General features: G+C 55.1%; 8 protein-coding genes. 5 read left to right on the top strand and 3 right to left on the bottom strand.

What is annotated here, in order from left to right; translation table 11 throughout:
• Nucleotides 1–86: 86 nt before the first annotated feature.
• Nucleotides 87–893 carry an ATP-binding protein gene (locus tag MWL89_RS16260; protein ID WP_425226276.1) on the bottom strand — a complete coding sequence of 269 codons (807 nt, stop codon included), beginning with the start codon at nt 891–893 and terminating at the stop codon, nt 87–89.
• A gap of 886 nt (nt 894–1,779) precedes the next feature.
• Between MWL89_RS16260 and dnaN the strand changes: the two genes are divergently transcribed.
• The 5 genes from dnaN (at nt 1,780) to MWL89_RS16235 (ending at nt 10,706) form a co-directional block, all read left to right on the top strand.
• Complete coding sequence (dnaN, locus tag MWL89_RS16255; RefSeq protein ID WP_244387430.1) at nt 1,780–2,880, top strand: DNA polymerase III subunit beta; 1,101 nt, start codon at nt 1,780–1,782, stop codon at nt 2,878–2,880.
• Nucleotides 2,881–2,908: 28 nt separating this feature from the next.
• Entirely contained in the window at nt 2,909–4,063 is a 1,155-nt protein-coding gene (gene recF, locus MWL89_RS16250) for a DNA replication/repair protein RecF (RefSeq protein ID WP_244387428.1), read from the top strand.
• Nucleotides 4,064–4,269: 206 nt separating this feature from the next.
• On the top strand, nt 4,270–6,216 hold the full coding sequence (gene gyrB, locus MWL89_RS16245) for a DNA topoisomerase (ATP-hydrolyzing) subunit B (RefSeq protein ID WP_102380347.1): 1,947 nt from the start codon (nt 4,270–4,272) through the stop codon (nt 6,214–6,216).
• A gap of 221 nt (nt 6,217–6,437) precedes the next feature.
• On the top strand, nt 6,438–9,041 hold the full coding sequence (gene gyrA / locus MWL89_RS16240; RefSeq protein ID WP_279611974.1) for a DNA gyrase subunit A: 2,604 nt from the start codon (nt 6,438–6,440) through the stop codon (nt 9,039–9,041).
• A gap of 249 nt (nt 9,042–9,290) precedes the next feature.
• Nucleotides 9,291–10,706 carry a helix-turn-helix transcriptional regulator gene (locus tag MWL89_RS16235; RefSeq protein ID WP_244387427.1) on the top strand — a complete coding sequence of 472 codons (1,416 nt, stop codon included), beginning with the start codon at nt 9,291–9,293 and terminating at the stop codon, nt 10,704–10,706.
• A 52-nt stretch (nt 10,707–10,758) separates the two neighbouring features.
• On the opposite strand, the gene MWL89_RS16230 is transcribed toward MWL89_RS16235, so the two are convergent.
• The gene (locus MWL89_RS16230) at nt 10,759–12,510 is read right to left on the bottom strand and encodes an FAD-binding protein (protein WP_244387425.1); all 1,752 of its coding nucleotides are present in this window, start codon (nt 12,508–12,510) and stop codon (nt 10,759–10,761) included.
• A gap of 201 nt (nt 12,511–12,711) precedes the next feature.
• A complete protein-coding gene (locus tag MWL89_RS16225; RefSeq protein ID WP_244387423.1) occupies nt 12,712–13,215 on the bottom strand; it encodes a bifunctional nuclease family protein in 504 nt (167 codons plus the stop codon).
• Nucleotides 13,216–13,220 lie beyond the last annotated feature (5 nt).

The following is a 13,220-nucleotide window of genomic DNA, read 5'->3' as shown; positions in this document are numbered from 1 at the left end:
GGCGAACGGAAATGGGTATCGATTATACGCTCTCGATGAGATTGTAGTAAAAATACGCACGGTCGGCAAAGGAGTAGGCAAAGAAGCTAGAGGGAATTCGCTACTTGGAACCCTAAATCGGTCAAGATGCGTTTCTGATTCACCGTTTTCTCGATAAGACCGTATTCCTCGAGCTTTTTCAGCGTCACGTAGGTGCTCGACTGAGGCATACCGGTCAGGTTGACCAGATCGGTGACACCGAGAGCTCCTTCATGAAGGAAGAAGGGTAGAAATTCTTTCTCCCGAGCACTGAGGGGAGGTGTGAGCGATTCTATTCTCGGCTGATGCTGCTGTTCCTTCTGCGGGGGAGCAAGGCTTACCGTTACGACGGCTCCGCACTCGAGATTATCTTCGATCGTGATGGTGCCGTTGGAAAAATCGAGGTAGTCCTTGACGATGGGCAACCCGGAGCCAACACCCCTAATATAGTGCTTCATGGGTTCTATGGCCGAAGTGAATCCAGGTAGTTGGGCTTTGTTTTTGTTTGCTATACCCGGCCCCTGGTCGGAGAAACGAATCGTTTTTCCCTGATCGAGAATCGAAACGATGATTTCGGAGAACTGAGCGTGAATGAAGTTTTCCGACACTTCGCGAATGACGGTATAGGGAATGGTCCCCCCGGAAAGCTTTGCTTGCTCGTAAATTTTCGATGCAAGGTTTTCAATGAACTCCGCCGTGGTGTTCGGTTGAATTTCGATGACACGAGGGGCGCTTCTCAGATCGTCGTAGACCGCGATGCGGGCGATGGTTTCAACGAACGTGTAATTGAAATCCGCCTTATTCCCATCAGCGGATTTAGAAGCAATGTTCTGGTCTGTCGGCACGGTATTCAGAAAAATTCCTTGTAGTTTCAAGCTATTTCAGTAAATTATTCAGCAGTATTCAGACATATTCACACGATTTCAGCGAGACTTCAAGCATTCTACGTGTTTTCAGTCGATTTTTAAGCAAGTATTCAAAATTATTCAAAACGGAAACGTAGTTTTACAGGCACTTTTCCGAGTTATCCACTTTTTATTCAGAAATTGTTGAAAACTCGGAAAATGGATTTCAGGAAACCCGAAATATGGTGAATAACTAAGCGTCGATTGTTGAAATTACTCCTTGACAATTGCCGCGAATGCGTTTTCCCAGATGGATAAAATTCACCTTGGGAAAATATCAAATCTTTGTTCGCTTTTTAACGCAAACGCCCTGCAATGAAATCATCATTACTGGGTATGAATTGAAAAATACCAGTTCATAGTGCATTTTTATCTGAAAACACCCGTATTGGAATCATGAGGTGTGGATGTAAAGAATTTCGAAAACGGATGCTTGACTTTATGCGCTTTCGTGGATTTCCACAGGTCTCTGCGAATGAAAAAATAGTTTTCCCCATTTTCCACAGTCGAAATGAAAAGAAATGTGGAAAACGAGGGAGGTGGTGGCTAAAACAGCGTTTTTCTTTCCATGAAAGAAAGAAAAAGTTGAATAAGGACGTGACTGGCGCTGGGCAGTGAAAAAACAGGAACCATGGGAAAGCCGAATGAACTGGGATAGGGAATATTGGGGACTGCAGTCGGGGTGGAGAAAGACGATACGGAGGAAACGACGAAGAAAATAATGCGGACGCCCGCCGTATGAGGCGGGCGGCGGGGACCGATTGAAATGGTTTGGGCGCGTAGATTGGAGAACGGCGCCCCGTGCCCGCTTGTTATTTGCGATACTGGTTCCATACGATATCGAAAGGGAGCAATCGTGAAGTTCAGCATCAACCAATCCGAATTACAAAATGCACTGACGATCGTCATGAAGGGCGTTTCCACCCGCTCGACATTGCCTATTCTTTCGGGAGTGTACATTCAGGCGCACAGCGATTCCCTCACTCTTCAAACGACCGACCTCGAGCTGTCCATCCAGTACAGCGTCGACGCCCTTGTCGAAGAAGAGGGCGAAACGGTGGTGCCCGGTAAGCTTTTTGCGGAAATCATCAAGAATCTCTCGGATGCAGCAGTACACGTTGCCGGCAACGAGGAAGCCGTCGTCGTTACGTGCGATGCGGCATCGTTCTCGTTGAGGACGCTCGATCCACAAGATTTTCCGGGATTTCCCAAAGTCGACGTACATCAGAGCATCAACATCCCCTTCGATCAATTCTCTACGATGGTGAAACGCGTTGCTCGCGTAGTATCCAAAGACGAATCCCGGGCAATCCTGACCGGCGTTCTGATCACCCTCGAAGATAAACTTCTCAAGATGGTGGCAACCGACTCGTACCGTCTCGCCGTTACCGAAGCCGATGTTCCCGATGATATGGCGGGCGAATTCAACGCCGTGATATCCGGATCGTTCCTTCAAGACATTGCGGCTCTTCCTAAAACCGACAATCCCGTTTCCTTGGCGCTCGCCGACAACCAGATCGTGGTTACCTACTGCAATACCGTGTTCGTCAACCGCCGTATCGAGGGAAATTTCCCGAACTACAAGCAACTTCTCCCGGATGCGTACGTTACGAGGGCTTCGATGAACGTTGGTCACCTGATCGCTGCTGTCAAACGCGCATCACTGCTCAGCAATACGGCTACCCCGGTGAAGTTTGACGTGAATATCGGTTCGCAAACCACGTTGTTGTCAAGCACGGCGCAAGATGTCGGTTCGACGCAGGAAACTCTTTCGTGCGAAGCCGAGGGCGAAGATGTCGAAATCGCGTTCAACTACGCCTATCTGCTCGACGGTTTAAGCGCGGTGACAACCGAAAAAGTGTACCTTGAGGCCCAATCGTCGATGAAGCCGGGGATATTCAAGGCGGAGGAAAGCGAGAACTTCCTCTATCTGGTCATGCCCGTGCGCATTTCATAAAAACCTGCAAGGCGATCCGATACCATCGATGACAACCAGCGCGCCCGATACCAAGGATCTGCGGATCGAATCGGTTAGATTCGACCATTTCAGAAACTATCCGATGTTCAAACTGGACGATGTCGGCCCGCTGACGGTGTTCGTGGGAAGAAATGCCATCGGCAAAACCAACATCGTCGAAGGCATCGAGCTGCTCACCGCGCTCTCGTCGTTTCGCAATCCGACTGCAAGGCAGCTCGTCCAATGGGGAAATGAGAATGCACGGCTCCAGGCAAAGTTTTCAAGCGCATCGCGCGACCTTGATCTCGCATTGAGCATTGCGGACGGTAAAAAGTCCTACACGCTCAACGGCAAGCCGAAGAAGATTCAAACGCTGAAGGGGCTTCTGCCGGCTGTCGCTTTCACTCCCGACGATCTCGATCTTGTCAAAGGATCTCAAGGCAGCAAGCGCGCCGCCCTCGATGCGCTCGGCTCGCAGCTTTCTCCGAACTACTACGTTATACGCAAAGATTACGAAAAAATTCTTCAGCATAAGAACCGCCTTCTGAAAGAAGAAGGATCACCGTCGTATCTCGATGCGGTCGACGAAACGCTGCTCGCGGTCGGCACGCAACTGTACTGCTATAGAAGCTCGTTGTTTGTGAAGCTGCTGCGAGAGATAGAACGGTATTACCGGGAAATCACCGATGGGAGCGAATCGATTCAGGCGGCGTATGTTCCCTCGTGGGAAGAGCACGATCCTGAAAAGACGGAGACGTTCGTCCTCGGCAAAGAGGATGCGCTCGATGCGATGCGCGTTTCTCTGAATGACGGCAGGGAAGAGGAGCGCCGACGCCGCCATGCCGTAATAGGCCCCCATGCCGATCGAATCGAATTCTTCATTGAGGGAAAGAACGCCCGCATATACGGAAGCCAGGGACAACAGCGTTCCATCGTGCTGAGTTTCAAACTTGCGGAAGTGGCGTTGATCCGGGATATGCTCGATCAGAAACCGGTCCTTTTGCTCGACGATGTGATGAGTGAGCTCGACGAACAGAGAAGGAATGCGTTGGTAGGGTTCATATCCGGTGACATCCAGACCTTCATCACGACAACGAACCTCCAATATTTCTCCGAAGACATTCTCGCGCAGGCCCGCGTTATTAGGTTGGGTGCGGAAGATGAGCGATCGATAAAGCGATGATTGCTGTTTTACAGTGAATTATTCGCTGAAACGAGAAAAATGACAAGCAAGGCATCAATCGGCTCTTGTGTGCGTTCTCTGTTGCCTTAAACGCGTTCAAAATCGATACCATCGAACTACTATATATGGTATAATTTGCAGGTTGTCATGCACATCCGCTGACAGCTCATCACATCAAGAAAAATGCAGTACAAAAGGAGCAGTACGTGGCGCAGAAAAATCCTGAGCATTACGATGGTTCGGATATTCAAGTCCTCGAAGGCTTGGAAGCGGTACGCAAGCGTCCCGGCATGTACATCGGCTCGACGGGCCCGCGCGGCCTGCACCATCTCGTGTACGAGGTGGTCGACAACTCTGTCGACGAGGCGTTGGCCGGATATTGCGACAAGATCGAGGTGTGGATACACCCCGACAACTCCGTAACCGTCGCCGACAACGGTCGAGGCATTCCGATCGACAAGCATCCGAAAGAGAAGATACCGACGGTCGAAGTCGTATTAACCATCCTCCACGCCGGCGGTAAATTCGGCGGCGAAGGTTATAAGGTGTCCGGCGGCTTGCACGGCGTCGGCGTTTCGGTTGTCAACGCGCTCTCCTCGCGCGTCGAGGTATTCGTGAAACGCGATGGCGGCGAATACAAGATAGCCTTCGACCATGGCAAAACATCCGAGAAACTCGCGAAAGTCGGTTCGGCGAAGGGTACGGGAACCAAGACCACCTTCTGGCCCGACCCGACCATCTTCACCGAGACGACGGTGTTCGATTACACGACGCTTGCCAACCGTTTCCGCGAGATGGCATTTCTCAACAAGGGGCTCAAGATCGTGCTTTACGACGAACGCGAGCTCGACGACGAGGGAAATCCCAAGACGGAAGTGTTCCAGTATGCGGGCGGCATCCAGGACTTCGTGAAGTTTTTGAACGAAGGCAAGGAAACGCTCAACAAGCCGATCTACTTCGAGGCGGAGAATGAGGACGGCACGGTCGAGGTGTCGATGCAGTGGTCGACGTCGTACTCAACGAACTCGGTGCTCGCGTTCGCCAACAACATCAACACGCACGAGGGCGGCACGCATCTCGACGGCTTCAAGCAGGCGGTCACGCGTACCATCAACGAGTATGCGCGCAACAAAGGCATCCTCAAAGAGAAGGATGCGAATCTTTCAGGCGACGATACGCGTGAGGGTTTGGCGGCCATCATCTCGGTTAAGCTGCATGATCCGCAGTTCGAAGGTCAGACGAAAACCAAGCTCGGCAATACCGAGATCCGCCCGCTCGTGCAGAATGCGGTAACGCAGGGTCTTGCCGAATACCTCGAGGAGAACCCGACTCCCGCGAAGCGTATCATCGGAAAGGCGACGCAGGCGCTGAAAGCGCGCGAAGCCGCGCGCAAGGCGCGCGAGATGACCCGCCGCAAAGGTGTGCTCGATTCGTTCGCGCTCCCCGGCAAGCTCGCCGACTGCTCGAGCAAGAAAGCGGAAGAATCAGAAATCTTCATCGTAGAGGGCGATTCCGCAGGTGGCTCGGCCAAGCAGGCCCGCGACCGCAAGTACCAGGCGATCCTTCCCCTCCGCGGCAAGATCTTGAACGTCGAGCGTGCAGGCTTGCACCGTTCGCTTTCGTCGGATACCATCTCATCGCTCATCACGGCGATCGGCACCAACATCGGCGAAGATTTCGACGCCGATCAGGCGCGCTACCATCGCATCATCATCATGACCGACGCCGACGTCGACGGAGCGCACATCCGCTGCCTTCTGTTGACGTTCTTCTACCGCTATATGCCCGAACTGATCACGCGCGGTTATATCTACATCGCTCAGCCGCCGATCTTCGGACTCAAGAAGAAGAACTCGCGTTCCACGAAGATCGAGCGCTATATCTACGATGAAAGCGCCCTTTCCGCTACGCTTGCCGAATATGACAATCCCGATAAGTTCGACGTCCAACGCTATAAGGGTCTTGGCGAGATGGATCCCGATCAGCTGTGGGAAACCACGATGGAGCCCGAAACGCGCACGCTTTTGCAGGTGAATATCGACGATGCCGCCGAAGCCGAACGCGTGGTGAGCGAACTCATGGGCGACCAGGTGGAACCCCGTAAAGAATTCATCCAGAAGCACGCACGCGACGTGCGGTTCCTTGATATTTAAGGAGAAGGTACGTGACTGACGAAACACAAGATTTCGATTCGACCGACGAATCCGAAGGCGGCGAAAACGCACTGCCCGAGGATCTCGATCGCCTGCTCGAGCGCGCCGAAGATGACGATGATGTTCTCGACAATACGGAATCCGACGATGCCGATTCCGGTCGTGGCGAGATCGGATCGGTTGTATCCGAGGAGATGATGGCGCGGTCTATGATCACCGATATGCCGAGTGCCCATGGCGAGATCGTCGAGGGAGCAAACGGCGGCAACGGTACGATCGTACGCACCGCCTACCTCGGCAAGGAAATGCAGACCTCGTTCCTGGAATACTCCATGAGCGTTATCGTGGCGCGTGCGCTGCCCGATGTGCGCGACGGTTTGAAGCCGGTGCACCGCCGCATCCTCTACGCCATGAACGAGTCGGGTTACACCCCGAACCGCCCCCATATGAAGTCGGCCCGTACGGTCGGCGACGTGATAGGCAAGTACCATCCGCACGGCGATTTGGCTGTGTACGACACGATGGTGCGCCTGGCCCAGCCCTTCTCGATGCGCGTTCCGCTCGTCGACGGCCACGGAAACTTCGGCTCGATCGACGGTGACGGCGCGGCTGCCATGCGTTACACCGAGTCTCGTCTCGACAAGGCCGCGATGGAGCTTTTGCGCGACCTTGAGAAAGAGACGGTCGATTTCCAACCGAACTACGACGAGAGCTTGGAAGAGCCCAAGGTTCTGCCCGCGCGCTTCCCGAACCTGCTTGTCAACGGTTCGAGCGGTATCGCGGTCGGCATGGCAACCAACATTCCGCCGCACAACCTCGGCGAGACGATCGATGCAACGTGTTTGATGCTCGATAACCCCGATGTGACCACCGAAGAACTCATGAAGGCGCTTCCCGGCCCCGATTTCCCGACGGGCGGCATCATCATGGGCCGCAAGGGGATTCTCGACGCGTACGAAACGGGACGCGGTTCGCTCACCATCCGCGCAAAGTGCGAGGTCAAGGAGGGGAAGAACGGCCGCAGCACCATCGTGGTCTCCGAGATCCCCTACCAGGTGAACCGCCAGCGCCTCCTCGAGAAGCTCGGCGAGCTCATTCGCGACAAGAAGCTGCCCGAGGTGTCGAACGTACACGACGGTGCCGACCGCCACGGCATCGACATCATCATCGACCTCAAGCAAAACGCGATCCCGCAGGTTGTTCTCAACAAGCTGTTCAAGCATACCCAGCTGCAGGTGGGATTCGGCGTTATCACGTTGGCGCTCGTCGACGGCGTGCCGCGCGTGCTCTCGCTCAAGGAGACGCTGCATTATTACATTCAGCATCAGCAGGAAGTCATCGTGCGCCGTACTCGCTACGAGCTCGCAAAAGCGGAGGAACGTGCTCATATCCTCGAAGGATTGATCGTCGCGCTCGACAACATCGACGAGGTCATCTCGATCATCCGCTCGTCGCAGACCGATAGCGAAGCGAGCGAGCGTTTGACCGAGCGCTTCGGTCTTACGAAGAAGCAGACCGACGCGATACTCGAGATGCGCCTGCGCCGCTTGACCGGCTTGGAGCGCAACAAGATCGAGACCGAGTTGAACGAACTCCTCGAGAAGATCGCATACTACAAGCGCGTTCTCGGAGACGAGGCGCTTGTGCGCGAGATCATCAAAGAGGAACTCCTCGAGATCAAGAAGAAGTACAACTCGCCGCGCCGCACCCGCATCACCGAAGCGGCTAAGGATTTCGACGTGGAAGACCTTATCGCCGAAGAGGACATGGTCGTTACCGTAACCAAAGCGGGATACGTGAAGCGCCTGCCTGTGAGCACGTACCGTCAGCAGAAGCGCGGCGGCAAGGGCATGCAGGGCGTGAACCTCAAAGACAGCGATTTCGTCGAGCATCTGTTCATCGCGTCGACCCACGCCTACATGCTGTTCTTCAGCACGGCGGGCAAGGTGTATCGCCTGAAGGTGTACGAGCTTCCCGAAGCCTCGCGTCACGCGCGCGGCACGGCGATCGTAAATCTGCTGCCGCTTTCCAAGGGCGAAACCATCTCGGCGGTCATTGCGACCAAGGATTTCCCCGAAGACGAGTACCTCATGTTCGCCACTTCGCACGGCATGGTGAAGAAGACCTCGATGAGCCTGTACGATCGTACGCGCCGCGACGGCCTCATCGCCATCAATCTCAAGGACGACGACACCTTGATTTCGGTCAAGCGCGTTGCCCAAGGCGAGAAGGTCATGATGGTATCGTCGGCCGGCAAAGCGATCATGTGGGACGAGGGCGAGGCCCGCGCCATGGGTCGCGACACGATGGGCGTTCGCGGCATGACCGTGGCTCCCGGCGTGCGCGTGCTCGGCATGGAGATCGCCAAACCCGGAACCGAGCTGTTCGTGATCACCGAGAAGGGCTTCGGCAAGCGAACCCCGGTTGCCGAATACCCCGAGCATCATCGCGGGGGCCAGGGCGTCTTCACGATCACAATGACTGAGAAGAAAGGCCTGCTCTCGGCCATGAAGATCGTCCGCGACACCGACGAGCTCATGATCATCTCCGAAGAGGGCGTAGTCGTGCGCACCCCGGTCAAGGGCATCTCGCAGCTCGGCCGCTCGACGCAGGGCGTGTGCGTGATGAAGGCCTGCGAAGGCGATAAGGTGACAGCGGTTGCCATTTCGACGGCGGGTAAGAAACGCAAGGCTCCGAAGACCGTTGACGAACCCGAGACGATCGTGGATGCGCAAGACGATATTCACAGCTCGCTCGACGGTGAGATCAGCGAAGCCGACATCGACATCGACGACGATGACGAAGGCGACGAGGACGAGGAGTAAGGGTTCCTTACCGCATCTGAAAAGTGCTCGATATTCGAACGCCGGACGGGAGTAATCCGTCCGGCGTTCTTTTTGATTCGTGAGGTGTACGAACAGATGTTTCACGTGAAACATCGGAGCTTGCAATGGCGGCTAAGGGGCATTGTCTCTGCTATATACTGAAAGCAACGATTCTCGATGATAGCTCTATGCGGGAAGGGTGGGAATATGCACGCGGCAAATCAATCTGAAATGACGCGGAAGCAGCCGATGGCGAAGCTTTTTCTCGGATTGAGTGGAGTATCGTTTGCCGCTACGGTGCTGCCGTGTTTTCTGAGGATGTCTTCTAGTGAAGCGGTCATGGTGGGCGTAGCGGGTTTCGGAACATCTTCGGGATCGGTGTTTATCGGTGGATTGATTGGCGGATTCGCTGCCTTGCTCGTGAATACCTCTCGCCTCAATGATAGGGCGAAGAATGCGGCAATTACGAGTTTGGGGGCCGCGCTCTATCTCTTGGGCTATGTGGCGATGATTGCACTCCGTTCTCATGTTAAATTTGAAGTAGCGGGCTTTGTTTTCGGCATTGGCGTCGCTTTCCTCAGTATCGGCTGGTTGCTGTGCTTGGAAGTGCGTGATTTCAGGCAAACGCTCGCGCAAACTGCCCTTGTCGTGGTCTGCGCGGTAGTGGTTGTTCAGGCGCTTTGCTTGATTCCCGAGGGGAGCAGGGTCGTTTTTTCGCTCGTCCTGTTGGTTGTCGGCATGGCGGAACCGATTCGCTCGCTATGGGCAAATAGGGGCTCGGATCCTCGACAGCTGGTATGCCGCAGCGATGGTAACGATGATTACGACGGATTGTTTTCTTCGAGGCCTTCTTTCGCCGAAGTGTTCAAGGCTCTCTCTTCGTCTATGATCGGTTTATCTATCTTCGCGGTATATTCGAACGCGCTCCAGGTTCCCTTTCCGAGCGTAGACGTATCGGGAACGTCGCTCGGTCTCGGCGTAGCCTCCTTGCTGATCTTTCTCGCTACCCGATTCGGAAAGAAGAAGTTCGCCGCGCCGTTCATCTATTGGGTTCTTTTCCCGGCGATTGCAGCCGTGCTTTTGATTCTCGATAGTTTTCCCGTTAATTCGCAAGCATTCATGGTCGGTGCGGGTGGCATTACCGTCTTTTTCTCGGGATTGGGGTTGTTTGCTGTTGCGTTCCTCCTCATCGCAAATCGGCAGAATCAGCTATCGCCGTATTGGTCTGTCGGGTTGTCGTTTATCGCGTTCTCGTTTTCGGGTTTCATCGGTTGCATGCTGAGGGAAAGCGAGCTTTCAACCGACGAGAGAGGATCGCTCCTTTTGGTTCTTTCGACTTCGTACATGGTGTATCTGCTGTTCTCTCCTGCATTGCAGCTTTGGAAAATGAGGAAATCTTCTCCGGTGCGGACGGACGGAAGCGTAATGGGATCGGATGACATCGATGGCGTTTGCACACGACTTGCTCAGCGCTACGGCTTGTCTCGTCGGGAAGAAGAAGTGCTCGCATACGTGGGACAAGGGTACAATTCCCCTTACATTGCCAAGATGCTCTTCATCTCCGACAGCACGGTGCGGAGCCATCTGAAAAGCATTTACCGTAAAACGGGGGTGCCCTCTCGAATGGATTTGGTCGATCTGATCAGAAGGGAAAGCGCCTCGTGAGACGAGGGGCGAGACGCTTTCCCGCTTGTTTGTTGTTCCGAGGGAAGCCGACTTATGATGTGGCTACGTACTCACCCGTCAGCTTGCCGAGCGTGTGAGCTATGGTGAGGCTCTGCCCGGCGATCGAGGTGAAGTACTGCCACCCGAACCGCCCACCCGAGGCGTTGCCCGCCGCGTAGAGTCCTTTGATGGGGCGATAGTCTTCTCCGAGAACGGCACCGTTCTGGTCGATGAGAAGTCCGCCGACGGTAACCATCAGCACGCCTACAGCCTTTGTCCCCCCGTATGCGTAGTAGGGAGGTTTGTTGACGGGGATCATGAGCGAGGGGTCTTTTCCGAAATCCTCGTCCGAGCCTTGCTCGCACAGCTCGTTGTACCGTTCGATCGAAGCGACGAAATTCTCGAGCGCTTCGCCTTCGTACCCTAGATAACCTCCCAGCGTTTCGTAGTCGTCGGCAGCGTAGACGACGGCTCCAGCTCCCATCGCCTTGTTGGCTCCCGCCTCGGTTTCCGCTGCTTCTTCGCCGTCGGCTGAACCGTTCGGTCCGCCTGCATACGCCTTATCCATGGTTTCATGCAGGGCGTCGTACCCCAATGTAGTGTCGAACCCCATGTGCCCGAACGCCTGGACTTCCAAAAGTTCCTCGACGTTGCTGTCGAATACCGTGACGATCATGCCGTCGGGTTGGCGGGCGCCAGGAAGGGCCATGATCTCCGTCGATCCGAAACCCTCGTTGCTGTAGCGATAGCCGTCTGCGTTTATCCAGAGTGCTGCGGTTGCACCAAGCGGGTCGGTGGGGGAATCACAGGGGTACCAATAGGCTCCGTCCATGGTGCCCATGCAGGGATCGAGCCTGCCGCCGGCCCAGTATCCCATTTGGATACCCGACCCGTCGCGATCCATCATGTTGGCCATCGCATCGTTCGCGCCCATGGTTTGCTTGATCTCGTACAGAAGATCCTCGCGCATCTCCTCGTTCGAACCGAATCCGCCGGTTGCTATGATGACGCCCTTCGACGTGTTCACCTTCACATACCCTTGCGGCCCTTCTCCGATTGCTCCGATCACGGCACCGTCCGCGTCGGTTACCAGCTGGACGCCTTTCGTCTCGAACAGCACCTGCCCGCCGCTCTTCTCCGCCGCGTCGACGCATCGTTTGAGGGCGGCTTCGAGCATTCCGTCGCCAGCGGTTGCGGTGCCGACCCACGATTTCATGCCTCCGAACTCGCGCATGTGGGGTCCGTTCTCGGACAGGCACCGAACGGAGAAGGATTTGTAATCGTCTTCGCTCAGGTTGTCGAAGATCCAATCGAAAGTAGCGCCGCAGTTCTTCGCGTAGTTCATGATGAGCGCGGGATTGGATCGGTTATTCGAGCGCAGCTGCCAGTCGTTTACGAATTCGATGGTGTCGACTTCCGGTACTCCGACGCTCTTGAGGTACGAGGAGTTGATGTGTCCCATCTGGAATCCCTGGAACGACCACGCGTCTTGTGCCGCCGTGTCCATGCCAAAGGCAACCGCACCTGCCTCAGCCGCCGCGCGCAGTGCGCAGCAGCCCGCGTGGCCGAGGCCGATGACGAGCACGTCGCAATCGTACGTGTCTACGATGTCGCTTTCGGGTATATCGCTCGGCGGCGTCCTCCACGAAGCGGTGCTTTCGCTTGCCGAAGCGGTAGAGTTTGCCTTCGTCGACGATCCTTCTTCAGATGAGGGAGAACATGCCGACAAGGCCCCCGCCCCGGCAATCCCCAATGCGCCCAATCCTGCTCCCCGAATAAAGCTTCTCCTTGAAATAGTCCCCATCAGGATTCCTTTCTGTTGCTGTGTTCTTGGCTAAAGGGGAAACCCCGCTACCAACATCGCATGCAGCGCCGCGCAGTGGAATCAACGGAACGTGGAAAAATGCTTACCAGCAGATCAAACCATAGACGGAATGGGTGATTTCGTTCATAGGGGAATAGCGCCGCGCAGAGGACGGCTCTTGTTCGCCTTTATCCTCGGGGCTTATTCGTCGAAATCTTCGGGCGCGAGGTCCTCGACGAATTTACGGAACTCTTCGACTTCGGCCTCTTTGTCAGGATTCGATTTGAACACATAGGGAAACGAAGCCCGCTCGAGAACGTCCTCGTTCATGTAGATCGGAGCTTCTTGGCGAATAGCGAGAGCGAGTGCATCGGAAGGGCGTGCATCGAGTTCGATGAGACGGCTGTGCTGTCGGAGTACCAGCTTGGCGTAGAAGGTCGGACCGTTCACCTCGTTAATAAGCACATGATCGATGCGCGCATCAAGATTGGTGAGCGCATCGAGAAAAAGATCGTGCGTCATCGGACGTGAGAAACGGGCCTTTTCAAGGGCGATGCCCATTTGGGTAGCCTCGTTGACACCGATCCAGATGGGTACAATGCGAAACTTGTTGTTTTGCGAAGCCTCCTCAACGGGCTGGAGCACGATGATCGAGGGGGAAGGTGCGCTCGACACGATGAGCGTTTGTATTTTAACGGGAACCATGGCAC

It is taken from the genome of Raoultibacter timonensis (assembly GCF_022845715.1).
Taxonomy (GTDB): domain Bacteria; phylum Actinomycetota; class Coriobacteriia; order Coriobacteriales; family Eggerthellaceae; genus Raoultibacter; species Raoultibacter timonensis.
Note: the sequence above shows the minus strand (reverse complement) of the source record. Positions and strands in the feature narration are given on the sequence as shown.

Coding starts and splice junctions, on each gene's coding strand:
- recF (WP_244387428.1), top strand. CDS start 2,909: ATGACAACCAGCGCGCCCGATACCAAGGATCTGCGGATCGAATCGGTT.
- gyrA (WP_279611974.1), top strand. CDS start 6,438: ATGCCGAGTGCCCATGGCGAGATCGTCGAGGGAGCAAACGGCGGCAAC.
- MWL89_RS16235 (WP_244387427.1), top strand. CDS start 9,291: ATGGCGAAGCTTTTTCTCGGATTGAGTGGAGTATCGTTTGCCGCTACG.
- MWL89_RS16230 (WP_244387425.1), bottom strand. CDS start 12,510: ATGGGGACTATTTCAAGGAGAAGCTTTATTCGGGGAGCAGGATTGGGC.
- MWL89_RS16225 (WP_244387423.1), bottom strand. CDS start 13,215: ATGGTTCCCGTTAAAATACAAACGCTCATCGTGTCGAGCGCACCTTCC.